Here is a 19,552-nt window from a genome sequence, read left to right on the forward strand (position 1 = left end):
ATCATCAATTTAATAGCGTTAATGCGTTTTATTCCCATTCGCATTTTTAATAAATAAATTTATTATTTTACCTTTTGCAAATAATTAAATAACAAATTATAGTGGCGCCACGTCAATATATAATAACGTTCGTGGAGCAGAACCATGCTGAAAACAGAAATGATCGACAAACTGAATGAGCAAATGAATCTTGAATTATATTCATCCCTGCTCTACCAACAGATGAGTGCGTGGTGCAGCTATCACAGCTTCGAAGGTGCCGCCGCGTTTCTGCGTCGCCACGCCCAGGAAGAAATGACGCACATGCAGCGTCTGTTCGATTACCTGACGGATACCGGCAGCCTGCCGCGTATTAATACTGTTTCTTCACCGTTTGCAGAATATGCGTCCCTGGATGAGCTGTTCCGTGTAACCTATGAGCACGAACAATTGATCACGCAGAAAATTAATGAACTGGCGCATGCGGCAATGACCCACCAGGATTATCCGACCTTTAATTTCCTGCAATGGTATGTTGCTGAGCAGCACGAAGAAGAGAAGTTATTTAAATCTGTCATCGATAAGTTATCGCTGGCCGGTAAAAGTGGCGAAGGTCTTTATTTCATCGATAAAGAACTGGCAACCCTTGATACACAGAATTAATGTTGTTGGGTAACGGTGGCTGTTTGCCACCGTTATTCGAGAATCTTAGTGACGGCAGATCTTGCTTTCATGCGTAGAGAAGCCGTCTTCTTTGGCAATAAACTTCCCCTTCGCCGCTAAAAACGCGACCAGCTCACCCGCCGTCATGCCTTCTGCTGAACAGGTGTGAAAACGTGCCTGCTCACCAAAACGCGCGGTAATTGCCGCCTCAAGGCTGGCATGTGAATACTGCTCACCAGATTCAATCATCATGTTGAGCACCTCGTGACCGTGAATAGATTCCATACTACCTCCTCAATAAAGCCCGTAGCCTAATGTGAACCGTACAACGCTGCTTTGCGCTAACGCAGGTTTATGCGGGCAGAGAGCAGATAAATATTATTTTTAATACATCTTAATCCCCAAACATCTGTAAACATTAATATACAGCATTTGTAACGGTGATTTGACGAAAATAGCGTTATGCCTTAACCTGCGCCGCAGATATAACCGTTGATTATCTCTGGGACAGAGGAAAGCGTGAAAAACAGAACCCTGGGTAGTATTTTTATCGTGGCGGGAACCACGATTGGTGCCGGTATGTTGGCAATGCCGCTGGCGGCGGCAGGCGTGGGGTTTAGCGTCACGCTGGTGTTGTTGGTTGGGTTATGGGCCCTGATGTGCTACACCGCGCTGTTGCTACTTGAAGTGTACCAGCATGTACCGGCAGACACCGGGCTTGGCACACTGGCAAAACGCTATCTGGGTCGATACGGGCAGTGGGTAACGGGCTTTAGCATGATGTTCTTGATGTATGCCCTGACCGCCGCCTACATCAGTGGTGCAGGCGAGCTGCTGGCCTCCAGCATCAGCGACTGGACCGGAACCAGCATCTCGCCCACCACAGGCGTATTGCTGTTCACCTTTGTTGCCGGTGGCGTGGTATGCGTCGGGACTTCACTGGTTGATTTATTCAATCGTCTGTTGTTCAGCGCCAAAATCATCTTCCTGGTGGTAATGCTCGCGCTGTTGATGCCGCATATTCATAAGGTGAACTTGCTTACCCTGCCGCTTCAACAAGGCCTGGCGCTTTCCGCGATCCCGGTTATTTTTACCTCATTTGGTTTTCACGGTAGCGTGCCCAGCATCGTCAGCTATATGAACGGCAACATCCGTAAACTACGCTGGGTGTTTATCAGCGGTAGCGCCATCCCGTTAGTAGCCTATATTTTCTGGCAACTGGCCACGCTCGGTAGCATTAACTCGTCAACATTTATGGGACTTTTAGCCAATCACGCTGGCTTAAACGGTTTGTTACAGGCATTACGTGAAGTCGTGGCTTCGCCGCACGTCGAACTGGCGGTGCATCTGTTTGCCGACCTCGCACTGGCAACCTCTTTCCTCGGTGTCGCACTGGGGTTATTTGATTACCTGGCAGATCTCTTTCAACGCCGTAATACTGTGGCCGGCAGAATGCAAACTGGCGTCGTGACGTTCCTGCCACCGCTGGCATTTGCTCTTTTCTATCCGCGAGGTTTTGTCATGGCGCTGGGATATGCAGGCGTTGCTCTGGCCGTTTTGGCTCTGTTGATCCCCTCCATGCTGGCCTGGCGGAGCAGAAAGCACAATCCACAGGCAAACTACCGCGTAGCCGGCGGTGCTCCGGCGCTGGCACTGGTATTTCTGTGCGGCATTGTGGTGATAGCAGTACAGTTTTCTATTGCAGCAGGATTACTACCAGAAGTGGGTTAAAACAAAGGGGCTTTCGCCCCTTTCTGTTAATGCAAACAGCACTGCTTATATTTCTTGCCGCTGCCACAGGGACAAGGGTCATTGCGCCCTACTTTGGCATCCACTTTCACCGGTACTTTGACTGGCGTTTCCTGAGGATGCGCCATCCAGTAAGCATGCAGGTCCAGCGCAGCCAGGCGGATGGCATCGACGCTCGCTTCAAATGCCTCTGGCGTCAGTTTCTCTACCACCTCGAAGTTTTCTTCTGTCCCGTGTAGCGCAATAGCATCGAGAGCGGGTTTCAGTGAATCAGGTAGCGTTGACCAATCCGACAACGCGACGCCTCGCATATAGCCAAAGCACCACTCTTCTACAATAGTCAGCTCATGCTCTTCAATTTCCCGCAGGCCGAACAGCGGTTCAAACTGCTCCGGGAACTCATCCAGACGATCGGCCGTATCCGCCATATGCTGGAACGCCAGATTCATAAAACGCGCCATTTCTTTTTCGGAGGACCAGCGCGGAACATACTGTGCACCGCCCCAGATAGCGACCAGCCACTGCTCCGGCTCGATCTCATACGGTGAACTGAGCACCGCCGTCAGTAAGCCATCCAGCTCTGACACATCCAGAATAGACTTGTCCGTATTGTACTTAGTCAGCACATCATCCAGCCATTCCAGCTCGCTCTCGTTTAGTGGTCCCGTTTTCATAACGCTTTTCCTTAGTAAAAATTCTTGCCTGTGATTATCTTACATGGCTGGTGGGATAGCAGATCCAAATGGGCATGAGCGGCTTACAGGTACCGCCAATTCAGGTTAACAGGAAACGAGGGGAATTCCGGTAGTTAACGCACAAAAGGGAGCATCAGCCGCCGGGCATCATACGCGGAAAACAGAACAAAACCACCCGAAGGTGGTTTATTGTGGCTCAATACGGTTCAACGTTGCGGTATATCCCGTTTTCGCCACCGCGTTAAGTAGCGTATCGGTAGAAAATCCCTCCGGGACGATAGCCTCTGCCTGCCGGGTCTTGAGCGAAGATTTGGCTTTAATCACCCCATCAGTTTCACGTAACGCCTGATTGACCGAAATGACACATAACGAGCAGGTCATATTTTGGATATCCAGCACCACTTTCTGATTGGCAGCCTGAGTCCACAATGGCAACAGCAAACATGCGATTAACGTAATAATCTTCACTCAAACACCTCATAAAACCAGGCCACGATCGTGGGGTAAAACAACACGGGCAGAATCAGCGCCAACGCACACCAGTAAAGAACGCGCGCTTGCTTCAGGGACAGCCATCCGGAACACCATAGCTTTTTAGAAAAGTAGAGTCGCCAGAAAACGCGTAATAATAGCCCTAAGGACAGCAACATCAGAGGAACGCGCAGAAACTCAAACTGAGTGAACACGGCAAAGCTCGCCGCCGAAATACCAAACAGCAGATACAGCAGCGGTCCGACGCAACATAAGCCAGCCGTGACGGCAGCCGCGGCGGCCGTCAGCAGGGTCAATCCCGCCCCTTTAGCGTTGTTCTGTTGCGACATAGTGGTAAGAGAACGCTTTCGGGTCATAGAAATTGATGGGGTCACCGTCTACTTCAGCATAAGGATAACCAAAGTTGTTCATCGCTCCCTGCTCAGTAGCTGGGTACAGTTCAAAGTCACGACCATAGTTGAAGCCAACCCAGTTCATTTCCCAGTTGCCAAACAGATAGGTATTCACTGCCTGGACGTCCGCATCCTGATGCGTTTTTTTCTCCGCCAGACGCATTTTGGTCACATCGGCCGGATCGCATGGTAACCAACCGTAACCCGCCAGGTAGAACTCCGCACGGCAGTGCTGTCCCCCGCTAACATCAGCAACACCTGCACTGTCGGCTTTGCCAAATGCGCTTTTTGAGTAGCGCTCCAGCTTGCTTGCTTTCCCCAGACGAATCCCGAACAATTCACGTGCAGGAATGCCGCTGGCTCGGGCCAGGGCGACAAAAACTGAGCTCATGTCGGTGCATTTGCCCTTGAGCTTTCCGCTTTTCAAAATCTCCGCGACATCCCCAGTTCCGCAGCCGATAACGTCATTATCACGCTCCATATGACTGCTCACCCACTCGTATATCAGGCGAGCTTTTTTCAGCGGATCTTGTTCATTACCGGTAATTTTACGCGCCGTTTCCAGGACCTGCCCATCAATCGGTGTGTGCGTTGTTGGCAGCAGATACGGTTTTACATCCAGCGGATACGTAATCTGTTCCGGTGCTTGCCAGTTTTTTAGCGCGTCATGTTGCAGTGGTTCCCAATCGGCTGTCTCAATGTCGAGATCAACCTTGATCAGCAGTTCTCCCTGCGAGTCAGGCCAACTGGCAAACAACGTTTTCGCGCCATAAGCATTGTTGGTTGTGACGTACGCCTGTTTATAATTGCCGCTAAAAGCAAGATTCGTCATTTGCTGGAATGCGGTATCGACCGGCAAAGGGATCCACAACTTCACGACACCATTCGACCCCTTTGGTGGGTTGAGCTTATACGTTTGCGATAGCACAAAGCGCCGACGTGCCACCGGCACGATTGCAGGCTCAGCAGCCTGGACCGTGCGGCTAACAATCGAAGGGCCGACTATACCGGCGGCGGAAAGGAGAACGCTATTTTTGAGAAATTGTCGACGTTGCATTGCTGTCTGTCCATGTTATGAGAGTTGAGCGGCGGCTGAATAACAAACCGTAGGCGATCATCACAGCAGACAGACGCTTCCATAAAAAGGCGAGTCGATGGAGGTTATTCATCAATAACAGACCTGTTAACTGTGAATGAAATAAGAAACTACGTGGTCGCCATTAAGCCACTTACCGGCGAGAAAGTACAGTAATGGCGGCATGAAGATCCCTCATTCTCATTAAGGAAAGACCGCCGAAAACCTGTCTATATTTAAACGCAGGCACTTCCACATGTAGTCCTCCGCTTTCATGTTTCATACACTGAGGGGAAGTCAAAATGGCGATGAGAATACTGTCTATTGATGGCGGTGGCATCAGAGGCATCCTGCCAGGTATGCTATTAGTCGCACTGGAGAAAAAGTTACAAGAAAGAGCAAAAAAGCCAACAGCAAGAATCGCTGATTATTTCGATTTAGTTGCAGGCACCAGTACTGGTGCCATCCTCTGTTCTGCCTATGTGTGTCCCGACGCGACAGGAAACCCCAAATTTTCCGCACAGGAAGCCGTCAACTTCTATCTTCAGGACGGCGATGAGATTTTTGACGTCGGCATTTGGAAAAACATCACTTCATTAGGCGGTGTCAGTGATGAAAAATACTCGGCAACGGAACTGGAGCGAGTATTAAAAACAGCCTTCGGTGATACAAAACTGAGTGAATTATTAAAACCAACCTGCTTTGTTGCTTATGATGTCAGCAGTCGTCTTCCTGTGATCTTCAAACAACACTCTGCCGTAGCCAAAAAACGGGATTTTCTGGTCAGAGATGTTTTACGTGGTACCTCCGCGGCACCAACGTACTTCGAAGCAGCGCGTATTTACTCACTTCCCCCATTGCCGCAAAAGTATGTCCTGGTCGATGGTGGTGTCGTGGCGAACGATCCAGCACTGTGTGCCTATTCCGAGGCGATTAAGTTTTCAAACGTCGCTGGCATCAAAGACATGATCATTGTCTCTCTGGGTACCGGTAAAAAGCTGCAGGGTTATTCATATTCAGAGGTTAAAGACTGGGGACCTTTTGGCTGGGCGAAACCCGCTATCGATATCGCGCTCGAAGGCGGTCCGCAGATGACTGCCTACTATTTACAACAAATCGCCTCAACGGTAAAAAACGCGAATTATTACAGGCTTCAACCCGAATTATATGGTGCCGATCCAACGCTGGATAACGCATCGCGAGAGAATTTAGAACGGCTGCATAACGCAGGACTGCAAAATGCAGCGGAATTCGACAAGACGTTAAATGAAATTGCCGCATTGTTAGTTAGCAACGGCGGGATTTTTAACTTTCAGGGATAAAACAGCCCCTGAGAACAGAGAACTAAAACCTATCCTGGCAGACGTCATTGGCGCAAACAGTTTGAGCACTGCCCAGCGGCGAAATGGCAAGCAAAATAGCCCTGATGGGATAGGTTCTGAATCAAAATATATACACATGGGTGCCAAGTTTACGGGCTAATCCCTTCGCTCCCTCGCGCATTACCGTATCGTGGTTCCAGCGAAATACCGGCGCCGCCAGTGGGGCAAGTATATTCATCCAGCGAATCGTGGTTCGTACATTCCAGTCGTACCTGACAATCGTCTCCTTACCGGTATCAATAAAAGACCATACCCCGCGCCCTTCAACCTCGCCGCTGGCAGCACCTTCAAGAAGAGAGTACTGCATAATATTTAATACATTGATATCAAAGGTTAAACGATACGGAAGTACACCCTTCCAGGTGTAACGATGCAACGCTCCGACCCCCTGTATATCGCCTTTCTTGATCTCAACAACACGCTCAAGGCTTCTCCACCATTCTGGCCACTGATCCGGGTGGGAGAAAACATCCCAGACATCCTGCAGTGAAGCCTCAACCCGCCAGACTGTGGAAAACTGATAGTCAGTCATCGCCTTCTCTCCCCTATGGGGTGAAAAATCTGCGGCACCTGCCTGTGCTACGAACAGGCATAATCACCTGTGAGCTGTTTTTATTATAGTGCTTAATACACAGCCAGGCCCTCCAGAATCACCGCCTCAGCCGCCAGAAAATGGTTTTACCGCCCGGATTAGAGCGCCATTAAACGCTATACTTTAATAGCCACATTATTTATGGGTATTTATCATGAAACTGCCACGGGTATTTTCATGCGCCGTCCTTGCACTACTGCTGTTGACGTCTTCATCTGCTGCAGCCGGCACATTGCAACGTCAGGCTCAACGAGAGCAAGAATTGAGTGCTGCGTTAGCTGCCGGCAATGGCGTTATCGTGATTGGCGGCGCGGATGATTTTGCGTTTACGCTCAGAGCCCGTAGCCGGATCCACAGACCCTTTGCGATTGAGGATGGCATTAACGATCCCCTCATAATAAGCGGTTTTCAGAACCAGAACCCCGCCCGTGATGGGTTCATGAACAACCCGGCCCGGGGAGGGTTTATGCTGAGCACGCCTATTCGCCGATAAGCGAATGGGCTAAATCATGTTGGTGACTGGGCCGTTTTGGCGGTTTTGCTTTATTGGTGGGTATTGTGACGCACGCTATTAGCTGTCAGTAAGTTTCAGGCACAAAAAAACCACCCGTAGGTGGTTTCACGACACTGCTTATTGCTTTGATTATTCTGTTCTTTCCCATGGTACCCGGAGTGGGACTTGAACCCACACAGCGCGAACGCCGAGGGATTTTAAATCCCTTGTGTCTACCGATTCCACCATCCGGGCTCGGGAAGAAATTGGAGGCGCGTTCCGGAGTCGAACCGGACTAGACGGATTTGCAATCCGCTACATAACCGCTTTGCTAACGCGCCGAAATCTTCTGGCTTTACAGCCAAACATCCGCAAATGCCGATGTTTTAAATTTGGAGCGGGAAACGAGACTCGAACTCGCGACCCCGACCTTGGCAAGGTCGTGCTCTACCAACTGAGCTATTCCCGCATCACCAAGTAACTTTGTTAATCACTTGATTTTGTTATCGTCTGGCAATCAGTGCCGCCGTTCGATGCGTTGCATTCTACTTACCTGACGCAATGAGTCAACGATATTTTTCACCACTGACGATCGTTTGCTGAAATTTGCGGCGAAACGATCACTGATCAAGCAAATCTCCCCGTGCAGCGCTCAAATACTGGAACATTGACCATAAAGTCAGAATCGCGGCGACAAAGAAAAGTGCAATCCCGGCATACTCTACCCAGATATTTGGGCGCCACAGCAGCCATGCCAGCGCCGCCATTTGCGATGTCGTTTTGACTTTACCGATCCACGACACCGCCACGCTGCTACGCTTGCCAAGTTCTGCCATCCATTCACGCAGCGCTGAAATGATAATTTCTCGCGCGATCATCGTGGCGGCAGGCAATGTCACCCACCAGCTGTGGTAGTGCTCCGTCACCAGCACCATCGCAATAGCCACCAGGACTTTATCTGCCACCGGATCGAGGAACGCCCCGAAACGTGTGCTTTGGTTCCAGCGGCGCGCCAGAAAACCGTCAAACCAGTCGGTAACGGCTGCGATACAGAAAATCAGCGCACAAACGAAGGGAGCCCAGGTGAATGGCAGATAAAACGCCAATACAAAGAATGGGATCAGAATGACGCGAAACAGCGTGAGCAATGTAGGGATATTAAATTGCATATGACGGATAACTATCTGTTGTCAGTGAAATTACCCCTATGTTGCTACAGAGGGCTTAATGTTTCAACGAGTAGAAGATCTTTTCTGCCAGAGCTTGCGAAATACCCGGCACTTTTGCAATTTCTTCGACACTGGCGTTACGAAGCCCTTGCAAACCCCCCATATATTTCAACAACATTTGTCGGCGCTTAGGGCCAACGCCTTCGATGGTTTCCAGCGTGCTGGTGCTTTTTACCTTCGCCCGTTTTTTACGGTGTCCGCTGATGGCGTGATCGTGAGACTCATCGCGGATATGCTGAATAACGTGCAACGCAGGGGAGTCCGGCGGCAGGCTAAACCCCTCACCTTCCGGTTCGAAGAACAGGGTTTCCAGGCCAGCTTTGCGATCTGCCCCTTTTGCCACACCCAGTAACAGAGGATGCTGTTTATCCCAGGGCACGTCCAGTTCAGCAAAAACAGCTTTCGCCTGCCCTAGCTGGCCTTTACCGCCGTCGATCAAAATAACATCCGGGATCTTACTTTCTTCTATTGCCTTACCGTAACGCCGACGCAGTACCTGGTTCATCGCCGCGTAATCATCACCCGGCGTAATACCCGTAATGTTATAGCGACGATACTCTGCGCGCAGCGGCCCGTTAGCGTCAAAAACCACGCAGGAGGCAACGGTCTGCTCGCCCATCGTGTGGCTAATGTCAAAACATTCCATGCGTTTCACCGCAGGCAGTTTCAGCACGGATGCCAGCGCCGTCAGACGTTGGGTAATAGTGGACTGCTGGGAAAGTTTGGTGGTTAACGCCGTAGCCGCATTGGTACGCGCCAGCTTCAAGTATCGGGCGCGATCGCCTCGCGGTTTCGTCTGGACGTTAATCTTCCGCCCGGCCAGTTCAGACAAAGAGTCAGCCAACAGCGTCTTATCGCTAAGATTAAAATCAAGCAGGATCTCCCCGGGCAAGGTACGCACCTGGCTACCCTGTAAATAGAACTGCCCAACGAAGGTTTCAACTACCTCGCCCAGCTCCGTTCCCCCTGGTACTTTAGGAAAATAGCTGCGACTGCCTAACACTTTACCCTGACGAATGAACAAGACGTGTACACAGGCCATTCCGGCATCAAATGCCACGCCGATAACATCCAGATCGTCGCCAGTATTGGAAACAAACTGTTTTTCAGTGACACGGCGAACCGCCTGAATTTGGTCGCGGATGCGTGCGGCCTCTTCAAACTCAAGGTTCTGGCTGGCCTTCTCCATCCGGGTTATCAGTTGCGTTAACACCTGATCGTCTTTGCCGGATAAAAACAGCCGTACATAGTCGACCTGCTGTGCGTACTCTTCTTCACTCACCAGACCGGCGACGCATGGCCCAAGGCAGCGGCCAATCTGATATTGCAAACACGGGCGTGAACGGTTGCGATAAACGCTATTTTCGCACTGACGTATTGGGAAAATTTTCTGCAATAGCGCCAGCGTCTCGCGGACGGCATAACCGTTAGGAAACGGTCCAAAGTATTCACCTTTAGCATGCTTCGCGCCGCGATGCGTCGCCAGACGCGGATGGGTATCGCCACTGAGGAAAATAAAGGGATAGGATTTATCATCGCGCAGCAATACGTTATAGCGCGGCTGGTACAGCTTGATGTAATTGTGCTCAAGCAATAATGCTTCAGTTTCGGTGTGCGTCACCGTGACATCAATCTGCTGAATTTGTGCCACCAGCGCTTCGGTTTTACGCGACGCGAGATTGCTGCGGAAATAGCTGGAGAGCCGTTTTTTCAGGTCTTTCGCTTTACCGACATAGATAACCGTCCCGGCGGTATCGTACATACGATAGACGCCAGGCTGGCTGGTCACGGTTTTCAGAAACGCTTTAGCATCGAACTGTTCGGTCACAGGCTTGTTAATGTCTCCGCATTACACAGGCCATGGCGAATTGCCAGGTGAGTCAGCTCCACATCGCCATGAATGTTTAATTTACTGAACATTCGATAGCGGTAGCTGTTCACTGTTTTGGGACTAAGATTCAGTTGTTCTGAGATCTCATTGACCTTCTGGCCTTTGGTGATCATCAGCATAATCTGCAACTCGCGTTCAGACAAACTGGCAAACGGGGTTTCCGTTTTCTCTGGCTCAATCTGGCTAAGCGCCATTTGTTGCGCAATATCGGAAGCAATGTAGCGCTGCCCGGAAAAAACCGAACGAATCGCGCTCACGACTTCCTGAGGGGCGGCCCCCTTGCTGAGATAGCCCGCGGCTCCCGCCTGCATAACTTTTGCCGGCAATGAGTTTTCGGTATGAACAGTCAACATGATCACTTTAATGTCAGCCGAGGAACGCGCAATTTTGCGGGTTGCCTCCAGACCGCCAATACCGGGCATATTCATGTCCATCAGCACAACGTCGACGGCGTTAGTGCGGCACCATTTGACCGCATCTTCGCCGCAGCACGCCTCGCCGACAACTTTAATGCCTTTTATATCTTCCAGAATGCGTCGTATCCCTGCGCGCACCAGTTCGTGGTCATCAACAAGAAAAACGTTGATCAAAGGAATATCTCCAGAATAGGGATAACGCTACCGATAGTTAATCGGTCCTATGTTAACGGGTTTTATCTCAACTTTGAAATCTAAAAAACACCCGACTTTCGATTTTGCTCTCGTTTTTGGAAATTAGATTGTACGAACCGTGGAAACTTTCACGGTTGAAGGCTGTTTGCCCGCGCTTATATCTGCATAGCTGTTTCAGAATAGTGACAAAAAATTCATATTCTTACGCTGAATGCTAAATAGGAAGGTAAGCTTGTAACAATAATTAACGAGTAAAATACTCGGAATAAACAATGAATGGAGAAAATATATGCACTGCAACATCTTGTTTATTTTAATCTCATTGGGTTTTGTTTGTGCAAAAAACAACCTCAGATATTTTTAGCCGAGCTTATGGTATACTCCGCCGCCTTGACGTTTGCCATCGCACTTTTTCATTGAAACATAACGAGGAAAATAAATGAGTACGCCTGATTTTTCCACTGCTGAGAATAATCAAGAACTGGCTAATGAAGTCACCTGCCTGAAGGCCATGTTAACGCTGATGCTGCAGGCTATGGGACAAGCCGATGCAGGACGCGTGATTCTTAAAATGGAAAAACAGATCGCGCTGATTGAGGACGAAACACAGGCCGCGGTATTTACCAGCACTGTTAAACAAATTAAACAGGCCTATCGTCAGTGATAAGAAACCGGCTGACAGCGATGCTCTCAGCCGGTTTTGCGTCTGACACTCAGAACGACATTTTATTCAGATAAGCCCTGTTGCAGCGGCATAACAAGCAATCTGTGTTTTGTTTGGCGCGTTAAACTTCTTCTGCATATTCTTCTGATGAAAGTTAACGGTATTTTCAGAGATCGACAGAATCATTGCTATCTCGGAAGAGGTTTTCCCCTCAGCGGTCCATTTCAGAATCTCTTTTTCGCGCTTGCTAAAACGCATCTCCGGCGCCATGACCATGTCATCTTCCAGCCGCATAAGTACTGACAGACTTTCTCGTACCAGCAGTTGCATCCTGAGTTCGACTTCATCCTGGGCATAGCGGCCATTACGCACACTTGCGCGTGAAACGGACAAAAAGCCTAGCGCCCGATTTGGCAACATTAAGCATTGCGTCATCCCCTTGCGCAGACCGTGATTACGCGCGGCGTCCCACAGCGGTTGTGCGTCACGGAACAAGGCGTCATCCCACGGTAAGTGGCCCTGACTGAAGTTTTCGGGTTTCAGTACCGGATCGATAGCGAAATAATTTTCTGATTGGTAGTGTGCGACCCATGCTTTGGGATACGTCGTATGAAGTACCGTTTTAGGTCGGGTAAAGGGTACGGGATGCCGGACACAGAGCGCATAAAAATCGAACTCTAAGTGCTGCGTCTGAAGTTGTAATTCGTTATAGACATCCTCTGCCGCCGCCATTTCCTGAAAGCGTAACAGCATGCTCCGTCGCCAGGTGAAGAAATCATGATCCTGCATACTAAGTGGTAATGCCCCTGAGATTGATAATCATCCAAATGTACGAAACAAGCTAACACATAAATGTATTTTATATATGCAAATTATCGGACAAATAAGAAATTACTTGAGTGTAATGTAACAGCCCACAATGCTGACAGGATGAAGCAATAATAATAAAGCAGTAATTATAAATAGTTATGCAACAAGCACTCACCAAAAAAACTATTTCGATGAGTGCTCTCTGACCTTTTATTGCATCAGGAATTTTTCAAGAAACTGACGGGTTCGCGGTTGCTGCGGATGCGTGAATAATGATTTTGCAGGCCCCTGCTCCACTATCTTGCCCTGATCCATAAATATCGCCCGGTCAGCAACGTCACGCGCAAAACTCATTTCGTGCGTCACAATGACCATGGTGCGTTTTTCCTGCGCCAGTTGACGAATAGTATTAAGCACTTCGCCAACCAGTTCCGGGTCAAGCGCGGAGGTCGGTTCATCAAAAAGAATAACTTCCGGACGCATAGCCAGCGCCCGGGCAATAGCGACACGCTGCTGCTGACCGCCGGATAACCGCCGTGGATAGCTGCTCTCTTTACCCGCAAGCCCAACCTTTGCCAGAAGTTCACGCGCGCGCGCTGTCGCTTCCGCCTTCGGTTCGCCCTTCACAATTACCGGACCTTCAATAATGTTTTCCAGTACTGTGCGATGTGGAAATAAATTAAAGTTCTGGAACACAAACCCCACATGCTGGCGCAACTGGCGAATCTGTCCTTTCTGCTGGCTTAAGGAACGCGCGGTATCAATGGTAATATCTCCAACCTTGATGGTGCCCGCCTCCGGTTGTTCCAGCAAATTTATACTGCGCAGCAGCGTGGTTTTACCTGAACCGCTCGGCCCGATAATCGCCACGACTTCACCAGGCTTAACGTCCAGATCAATGCCGTGCAGTACCGTTTGCCCGTGAAATTTTTTCACCAGGTTTCTGACTTCAATAGTACTCATTTCGGATCTCTCTCCTGGCGGTTGAGCTGTTCTTCAAAATAGTTCTGCAGCGCAGAAAGCACCGTCGCCATGACCCAGTAAATCAGCGAGGCCGCCAGATACATGGTAAACACTTCCAGCGTGCGTGAAGTAATCAGCTGCGCCTGGCGGAACAGTTCCGGTACCTGGATGGTCGCGGCCAGTGATGTGTCTTTCACCAGACTGATAAAGCTGTTGCTCAGCGGTGGAAGCGCAACCCGCGCAGCCTGCGGCAGGATCGCCCTGCGCATCGTCTGCCACGGTGTCATACCGATACTCGCCCCGGCTTCCCACTGACCTTTATCAATGGAGGAGATGGCCGCACGCAGCGTTTCTGCCGCATAGGCCGCAGTATTCAGCGACAGACCGATCATTGCAGCCGGTATCGGGTCCAGCTCAATACCAAACTGCGGCAGACCGTAGTAGATCATAAACAGTTGGGCAATTAACGGCGTACCGCGAAAGATAGAGATATAAAAGCGCGCCAGCCAGCGCACAGGCAACAGTGACGATAAACGCATTAGCGCCAGGATGAACCCCAGCACCAGGCCAAAAAACATCCCGCCGATACTCAGTTGGAGCGTAAATACCGCCCCTTTCAGCAGATACGGCAGCGAATCAATGACCAGTTGGATACTTTCTTGCATTAGTGTTTTTCTACCTGGTTGTCATACATGTGGATGGTAGGCAAACAACGCAGGTGCCCCACCGGTATGAATAAAGAGGATTGGCCCTTCATCTTTAAAGCGTTTCTGGCTGATACCGTCAATCAGGCCTGCCATCGCTTTACCGGTATACACCGGATCCAACAAAATGCCCTCCAGACGCGCCAACAGTTTTACCGCCTCCATGCCTTCTTCATTTGGCGTACCGTAACCCGGCGCAAAGTAATCATCCCACAGTAAAATATCTGCCGCCGCAGTCAGCTCCAGCTCACTGGCAATAGCCTGCTGCAGCGCAACGACTTTTGGTTTTTGGTCAGCAACACTGCGCGAAACGGTGACACCGATAAGCTCAACGTTCGGCATCAATTGTTCCAGCCCTACCGCCAACCCGGCGTGCGTTCCTGCACTGCCCGACGCCACCACGACGGATGAAAGTTCTACGGCACCTTCACACTGCTGAGCAATTTCCAGCGCGCTTTCGACATAACCCAATGCACCCAACGCGTTAGAACCGCCAACCGGGATCACATACGGGCGGAACCCCTGCGCTTCAATCCGCGTCGCCAGTTCCTGAAGCTGCGCATTCGGGTCGGTCAGCGCATCACACATTTCAATCTGGGTATTGAACAGATCCAGCAGCAGGCGGTTACCGTTACTGAGATAATTTTCCGCAGTCGTGCCTATTGGGTTTTCTAACAGCGCCACACAGTGAAGCCCCAGCTTCGCCGCGACCGCCGCCGTCTGACGCACGTGGTTCGACTGGATAGCCCCTGCGGTGATCAATGTGTCTGCGCCTTCACGCAGCGCGTCCGCCGCCAGAAACTCCAGTTTGCGCAGTTTATTGCCGCCCATCGCCATCGGCGTGACGTCATCGCGTTTAATAAAAATATCGCGGCCGAGATAATCAGAGAAACGCGGGAGATATTCGAGCGGCGTGGGCGCGCCAATAAATTCCAGACGGGGAAAGCGCGTTAAGTTATGCAGTGGCATAGAGCCTCCGGTGTTTACTCATCATCTTGTGGGCAACAAGCAGCCCAAAAGCCTGAGAGTAGAAGTTGTTGTGATGTTCTTTTTATTATGCACGTTCAGGCGCAATGGAATAAAAAAAGGCGCTGTTAAAGGCGCCTTTTTTATCCGGATGATGATTATTTCGTCACATCCGCTCCAAACCATTTTTCGGACAGGGCTTTCAGCGTGCCGTCTTTTTGCATATCGGCAATGGCTGCATCCACAGCTTTCAGCAGATCTTCATTGCCTTTACGTAGCGCCACACCAGATTCCTGGCGGGAGAAAGCTTCACCAGTCACGGCCAGTGTGTCTTTGGTTTTCTTCACCAGATCCAACGCTGCCAGACGGTCAACCAGAATGGCATCGATACGGCCTACGCGCAGATCCTGATATTTGGTCGGGTCATCATCATAGGTACGAATATCTACGCCCTGCACGTTCTGACGCAGCCACTCTTCGTAGTTGGTTCCAAGCCCAACACCGACTTTTTTACCTTTCAGGTCCGCCGCGGTTTTAATAACGCCTTCGTTACCTTTTTTCACCAACGCCTGGATACCAGAAACCGTATACGGGGTAGAGAAATCGTATTTCTTCTTACGTTCGTCAGAGATGGTTACCTGGTTTATCACCACATCGATACGTTTGGAATCTAACGACGCTAGCATGCCGTCCCATTTGGTCGGCTTGAGCGAGGCTTTCACACCCAGATGTTTAGCCAGCTCCTCGGCAAATTCCACTTCAAAACCAGTCAGTTTGCCATCGTCGCCCTGGAAACTAAACGGGGGGTAAGTCCCTTCAAGCCCCACCAGCAGCGTGCCGCGCTCTTTCACTTTATTTAACAGACCTTCGTCCGCAAATGTTTTTGCGCTCATACCAGCGACAAGTGCAACAGCCATTACACCCATCAGCGCCTGACGTCCCAGAAGTGCTAATTTCATAGTTACCCCGAATATTGTCATTAGTGACTGCTATTTATCCACAAAATCATTCGAGTTGCATCAAGGCGGCAAGCGAGTAAGTCCCCAGGAGCTTACTAAAGTAAGTGACTGGGGCGCCAACGCAGAGACAGCTTGAAGGATGACGTGTATATGACCGTAGTGTAGAGCGTTTGTCATGATCCACAAACACCACTCTGTTACACCTTATTCGTTTTTAATATATATCAGAACTGGCTGTCCAGGAGGATTTCTGCATATGCCCCATATGTGTATGGGCTTTAAACTGCTCATACTTACGTAGCGCAATGCGGTAGTTATTGGTGCTGGTTTCTGGCAGCCACGGGGCGAGGTTTTCGTCGAGGAACCCTTCCTGCAGCAGGTCATGAGAAATTTTTTGTTCAGTCAGATGATTGCCGAGACGACGCAGGCGAACAACATATTCGCGCACCGTACCGTGGCTCATTTCGGTTTGCTCAAACAAAAATTGTTTAAAGCCGATGATGTCAAAGAAGTCGCTTTGCTCTTTGCAATGCAAATCACCGCAGAAACGGCATAACGCCACCCACTCTTTTTTCTCTTGCGCCCATTCAGCATCATCAAGCAGCGTGTCCAGGCGGGAGATGGCTATCTTATTCACAATCTGCCCGCGACGAACCAGCGTGATCCTATCAAGCAACTTAAAGCAATGGGCGCAATGCGTCTGGCTGTGTTTGAAATCTTTGAGGTAGCGGCTTAGTGGCCGTCTTTTTGATTGCTGCACCGTCATGAGAACTCCTGGTAGTCAATACGTTATGCGGCATTGTTCAGGGGCAAAGATTACCCCTTATAGCTTACCCAGCTTGGTGCGTAGACGTTTGATAGCCTGGCTGTGCAACTGGCTGACCCGTGATTCGCCCACTTCCAGAACAGCACCAATCTCTTTCAGATTCAGCTCTTCCTGATAGTACAGCGTCAATACCAGCTTCTCGCGCTCCGGCAATGCATCAATCGCATCCATCACGCGCTGACGGAGGTTCCCCTCAAGAAGCTGTTGTAACGGGTTTTCTTGCTGATGTTCTTCTGTCACCAGCTCAATACTATCGCCATGCTCTTCCCGCCACTCGTCGTAGGAGAAGAGTTGGCTGTTATTGGTATCAAGCAACATCTGACGATACTCTTGTACAGGGATCCCCAGACGCTCCGCCACTTCAGTTTCCGTCGCGTTGCGCCCTAATTCCTGCTCCAGTTGCCCCATCGCCTGTGCCACTTCGCGGGCATTGCGCCGAACGCTACGCGGCACCCAGTCCCGGCTGCGTAGTTCATCCAGCATAGCCCCACGAATACGCTGCACTGCGTAAGTGGTAAATGCCGTTCCTTGCAAAGCGTCATATCGGTCAACTGCATTCAATAACCCGATGCCGCCCGCTTGTAGCAGGTCATCCAGTTCCACGCTCGCCGGCAAGCGCACCTGAAGGCGCAATGCTTCGTGACGCACCAACGGTACATAACGCTGCCACAGCGAGTGTTTATCCATTACACCTTCAGCGGTATACAGTGAATTCACGATAAACAGCCCTGCGTTAAATGAGTTATCGGCATGATTATCCGTTTCTGCAGGGGTTTTAATCGGGTGAATAGTGGGTGAAATGGGGGGTTATTTGGGGGTTACGGGTAAAGCAGAATGTAAAAAACCCCGCCGGAGCGGGGTTTGCGCGATAAGTGTAAATTAACGCAGCAGAGACAGGACGTTCTGCGTGGTCTGGTTTGCCTGCGCCAGAACAGAAGTACCCGCCTGTTGCAGAATGTTTGCACGAGACATGTTGGACACTTCGGTCGCGTAGTCAGCATCTTCGATACGGCTACGGGCTTCAGACAGGTTGTTTACGGTGTTACCCAGGTTGGTAATGGTAGAGTTGAAACGGTTCTGTACCGCACCCAGGTCGGAGCGCAGGTCAGCAACTTTCGCCAGCGCCGCGTCGATTTTAGCCAGCGGGCTTTCGGTTTTGGTTTTTGCAACTTCGTTCAGCGCGGCACCCGATTTGAAGTTATGATCTTTTACACTGGATGCCAGGTACTCTTTACCACCCACGCTAGCCACTTCGGTTTTACCGTTCACACCACCAAACTGAATCGCTGCCTTCTGGGGAGCGCCTTTGTCATCAGTATAAGCAACCGTTTTAGCAGTGATAGTTCTGGTTTTCTCATCATATTCAGCGGCATATTGTTTACCGTTGTAGCTCAGAGCATAACCTCCATCAATAACTTTGCCATTTTTGTCTTCAAAAGACATTTTGACTAAAGTAGTATTATCCTTATCCGCACCTACAACGCCAGCAGCAACTAATGCTTTTGCTGCGTCTTCAGTCACTGGCTTGCCGCCTGCAAAATCTTCAGCTTGATATTTTGTTACTGTTGTAGTTTCAGCTTTAGTAATATTTGTCTCTTTAGCGCCAATCACTACGGCACCAGTAGTGTCGCTGATAGTCGCTTTGTACATTCCGTTACCTTTACCGGCGTCGGTACTACTTGAGCCAGTGATATTTACATAATGTTGGCCATCTTTGAACTCAACTGTCGCCTTACCCTCGCCTGCAGTACCACCAACAGCGTTATCAATTTCTGTCTGAGTAGGTGCAACAATGTCCACACCATTTTTATAAGTCTTAGGAGCCGTAACCTCAGCAGCAGTCGTCTTATAACCATCCTGCACGCTCAGGCTATCCAGACCCAGGGTTTTGGAGTTGATTTCTTTCAGGTTGATATCGATGGTTTCGCCATCGTTAGCACCGACCTGGATGGTCAGGGTGTTGTCTTTCGCCAGTACTTTCACGCCGTTGAACTGGGTCTGACCGGATACACGGTCGATTTCGTTCAGACGCTGAGTGATTTCAGCCTGGATGGAGTCGAGGTCAGACTGGGAGTTGGTACCAGTAGAAGACTGAACCGCCAGCTCACGAACACGCTGCAGGTTGTTGTTGATTTCAGACAGAGAACCTTCAGTAGTCTGCGCGATGGAGATACCATCGTTGGCGTTACGGGACGCCTGAGTCAGACCTTTGATGTTAGAGGTGAAACGGTTTGCAATCGCCTGACCTGCAGCATCGTCTTTCGCGCTGTTGATACGCAGACCGGAAGACAGACGCTCGATAGCGGAGCTCAGAGAAGACTGAGATTTGTTCAGGTTATTCTGGGTCAACAGCGACAGGCTGTTTGTATTGATGACTTGTGCCATGATCTTTTCCTTATCAATTACAACTTGATGTT

General features: G+C 50.1%; 23 protein-coding genes, 3 tRNA genes and 1 pseudogene. 7 read left to right on the forward strand and 20 right to left on the reverse strand.

Annotated features, from left to right (window positions below):
* Positions 1–144 precede the first annotated feature (144 nt).
* The gene (gene ftnA / locus EHN13_RS05195; RefSeq protein WP_005127719.1) at positions 145–642 is read left to right on the forward strand and encodes a non-heme ferritin; all 498 of its coding nucleotides are present in this window, start codon (positions 145–147) and stop codon (positions 640–642) included.
* Positions 643–687: 45 nt separating this feature from the next.
* Here ftnA and EHN13_RS05200 read toward each other — a convergent pair whose 3' ends face one another.
* On the reverse strand, positions 688–927 hold the full coding sequence (locus EHN13_RS05200) for a YecH family metal-binding protein (protein ID WP_005127720.1): 240 nt from the start codon (positions 925–927) through the stop codon (positions 688–690).
* 234 nt (positions 928–1,161) lie between these two features.
* Between EHN13_RS05200 and tyrP the strand changes: the two genes are divergently transcribed.
* Entirely contained in the window at positions 1,162–2,373 is a 1,212-nt protein-coding gene (gene tyrP, locus EHN13_RS05205) for a tyrosine transporter TyrP (RefSeq protein WP_124021004.1), read from the forward strand.
* A gap of 26 nt (positions 2,374–2,399) precedes the next feature.
* On the opposite strand, the gene EHN13_RS05210 is transcribed toward tyrP, so the two are convergent.
* The 4 genes from EHN13_RS05210 to EHN13_RS05225 form a co-directional block, all read right to left on the reverse strand.
* Positions 2,400–3,065 carry a YecA/YgfB family protein gene (locus EHN13_RS05210; protein WP_048211335.1) on the reverse strand — a complete coding sequence of 222 codons (666 nt, stop codon included), beginning with the start codon at positions 3,063–3,065 and terminating at the stop codon, positions 2,400–2,402.
* Positions 3,066–3,272: 207 nt separating this feature from the next.
* Positions 3,273–3,554, reverse strand: a complete 282-nt coding sequence (locus EHN13_RS05215) for a heavy-metal-associated domain-containing protein (RefSeq protein ID WP_048211334.1) — start codon at positions 3,552–3,554, stop codon at positions 3,273–3,275.
* Positions 3,551–3,907, reverse strand: a complete 357-nt coding sequence (locus EHN13_RS05220; protein WP_048211333.1) for a mercuric transporter MerT family protein — start codon at positions 3,905–3,907, stop codon at positions 3,551–3,553. The genes EHN13_RS05215 and EHN13_RS05220 overlap by 4 nt, the downstream gene beginning before the upstream one ends.
* The gene (locus EHN13_RS05225) at positions 3,885–5,027 is read right to left on the reverse strand and encodes a transglutaminase-like domain-containing protein (protein WP_124021005.1); all 1,143 of its coding nucleotides are present in this window, start codon (positions 5,025–5,027) and stop codon (positions 3,885–3,887) included. Before EHN13_RS05225 ends, EHN13_RS05220 begins: the two co-directional genes overlap by 23 nt.
* Before the next feature lie 320 nt (positions 5,028–5,347).
* Between EHN13_RS05225 and EHN13_RS05230 the strand changes: the two genes are divergently transcribed.
* Positions 5,348–6,367: a patatin-like phospholipase family protein gene (locus EHN13_RS05230; protein ID WP_124021006.1), complete on the forward strand. Its 1,020-nt coding sequence runs from the start codon at positions 5,348–5,350 to the stop codon at positions 6,365–6,367.
* Positions 6,368–6,488: 121 nt separating this feature from the next.
* Here the strand turns inward: EHN13_RS05230 and EHN13_RS05235 are convergent, their stop codons facing one another.
* The gene (locus EHN13_RS05235; RefSeq protein WP_101742204.1) at positions 6,489–6,959 is read right to left on the reverse strand and encodes an SRPBCC family protein; all 471 of its coding nucleotides are present in this window, start codon (positions 6,957–6,959) and stop codon (positions 6,489–6,491) included.
* A 214-nt stretch (positions 6,960–7,173) separates the two neighbouring features.
* Here EHN13_RS05235 and EHN13_RS05240 point away from each other — a divergent pair, with 214 nt between their 5' ends.
* A complete protein-coding gene (locus tag EHN13_RS05240) occupies positions 7,174–7,512 on the forward strand; it encodes a hypothetical protein (RefSeq protein WP_124021007.1) in 339 nt (112 codons plus the stop codon).
* Between the two features lie 168 nt (positions 7,513–7,680).
* Here EHN13_RS05240 and EHN13_RS05245 read toward each other — a convergent pair.
* The 6 genes from EHN13_RS05245 to uvrY form a co-directional block, all read right to left on the reverse strand.
* Positions 7,681–7,767 (reverse strand) — tRNA-Leu (locus tag EHN13_RS05245).
* A gap of 12 nt (positions 7,768–7,779) precedes the next feature.
* A tRNA-Cys gene (locus tag EHN13_RS05250) sits at positions 7,780–7,853 on the reverse strand.
* A gap of 52 nt (positions 7,854–7,905) precedes the next feature.
* Positions 7,906–7,981: transfer RNA gene (locus tag EHN13_RS05255), tRNA-Gly, on the reverse strand.
* 151 nt (positions 7,982–8,132) lie between these two features.
* The gene (gene pgsA / locus EHN13_RS05260) at positions 8,133–8,681 is read right to left on the reverse strand and encodes a CDP-diacylglycerol--glycerol-3-phosphate 3-phosphatidyltransferase (RefSeq protein ID WP_003030490.1); all 549 of its coding nucleotides are present in this window, start codon (positions 8,679–8,681) and stop codon (positions 8,133–8,135) included.
* Between the two features lie 55 nt (positions 8,682–8,736).
* Entirely contained in the window at positions 8,737–10,569 is a 1,833-nt protein-coding gene (gene uvrC / locus EHN13_RS05265) for an excinuclease ABC subunit UvrC (RefSeq protein WP_061068101.1), read from the reverse strand.
* Positions 10,566–11,222 (reverse strand): UvrY/SirA/GacA family response regulator transcription factor, encoded by a 657-nt coding sequence (uvrY, locus tag EHN13_RS05270; RefSeq protein WP_124021008.1) that lies wholly within the window; start codon positions 11,220–11,222, stop codon positions 10,566–10,568. The genes uvrC and uvrY overlap by 4 nt, the downstream gene beginning before the upstream one ends.
* A 297-nt stretch (positions 11,223–11,519) precedes the next feature.
* On the opposite strand from uvrY, the pseudogene EHN13_RS24535 reads away from it, so the two are divergent.
* The 3 genes and pseudogenes from EHN13_RS24535 to EHN13_RS05280 form a co-directional block, all read left to right on the forward strand.
* Positions 11,520–11,600 (forward strand): annotated as a pseudogene (locus EHN13_RS24535) (hypothetical protein); the annotation flags it as partial.
* Positions 11,573–11,686 (forward strand): hypothetical protein, encoded by a 114-nt coding sequence (locus tag EHN13_RS05275; RefSeq protein WP_101743137.1) that lies wholly within the window; start codon positions 11,573–11,575, stop codon positions 11,684–11,686. The pseudogene EHN13_RS24535 and the gene EHN13_RS05275, both read left to right, overlap by 28 nt.
* The gene (locus tag EHN13_RS05280) at positions 11,683–11,907 is read left to right on the forward strand and encodes a DUF2594 family protein (RefSeq protein ID WP_005127733.1); all 225 of its coding nucleotides are present in this window, start codon (positions 11,683–11,685) and stop codon (positions 11,905–11,907) included. The genes EHN13_RS05275 and EHN13_RS05280 overlap by 4 nt, the downstream gene beginning before the upstream one ends.
* 66 nt (positions 11,908–11,973) lie before the next feature.
* On the opposite strand, the gene sdiA is transcribed toward EHN13_RS05280, so the two are convergent.
* The 8 genes from sdiA to EHN13_RS05320 form a co-directional block, all read right to left on the reverse strand.
* Positions 11,974–12,696: a quorum-sensing transcriptional regulator SdiA gene (gene sdiA, locus EHN13_RS05285; RefSeq protein WP_048211322.1), complete on the reverse strand. Its 723-nt coding sequence runs from the start codon at positions 12,694–12,696 to the stop codon at positions 11,974–11,976.
* Between the two features lie 231 nt (positions 12,697–12,927).
* Positions 12,928–13,680: an L-cystine ABC transporter ATP-binding protein TcyN gene (gene tcyN, locus EHN13_RS05290; protein ID WP_005127735.1), complete on the reverse strand. Its 753-nt coding sequence runs from the start codon at positions 13,678–13,680 to the stop codon at positions 12,928–12,930.
* Positions 13,677–14,345 carry a cystine ABC transporter permease gene (tcyL, locus tag EHN13_RS05295; RefSeq protein ID WP_061068102.1) on the reverse strand — a complete coding sequence of 223 codons (669 nt, stop codon included), beginning with the start codon at positions 14,343–14,345 and terminating at the stop codon, positions 13,677–13,679. The genes tcyN and tcyL overlap by 4 nt, the downstream gene beginning before the upstream one ends.
* A 21-nt stretch (positions 14,346–14,366) precedes the next feature.
* Positions 14,367–15,353, reverse strand: a complete 987-nt coding sequence (gene dcyD / locus EHN13_RS05300; protein ID WP_115643231.1) for a D-cysteine desulfhydrase — start codon at positions 15,351–15,353, stop codon at positions 14,367–14,369.
* Between the two features lie 155 nt (positions 15,354–15,508).
* Positions 15,509–16,309, reverse strand: a complete 801-nt coding sequence (gene tcyJ / locus EHN13_RS05305; RefSeq protein WP_005127738.1) for a cystine ABC transporter substrate-binding protein — start codon at positions 16,307–16,309, stop codon at positions 15,509–15,511.
* A 214-nt stretch (positions 16,310–16,523) separates the two neighbouring features.
* A complete protein-coding gene (gene fliZ, locus EHN13_RS05310; protein WP_005127739.1) occupies positions 16,524–17,075 on the reverse strand; it encodes a flagella biosynthesis regulatory protein FliZ in 552 nt (183 codons plus the stop codon).
* Positions 17,076–17,132: 57 nt separating this feature from the next.
* Positions 17,133–17,852 (reverse strand): RNA polymerase sigma factor FliA, encoded by a 720-nt coding sequence (gene fliA / locus EHN13_RS05315; protein ID WP_005127740.1) that lies wholly within the window; start codon positions 17,850–17,852, stop codon positions 17,133–17,135.
* A 162-nt stretch (positions 17,853–18,014) separates the two neighbouring features.
* A complete protein-coding gene (locus tag EHN13_RS05320; RefSeq protein ID WP_040232444.1) occupies positions 18,015–19,520 on the reverse strand; it encodes a FliC/FljB family flagellin in 1,506 nt (501 codons plus the stop codon).
* Between the last annotated feature and the right edge of the window lie 32 nt (positions 19,521–19,552).

Origin of the sequence: Citrobacter youngae (genome assembly GCF_003818115.1) — a bacterium.
GTDB lineage: Bacteria > Pseudomonadota > Gammaproteobacteria > Enterobacterales > Enterobacteriaceae > Citrobacter > Citrobacter youngae.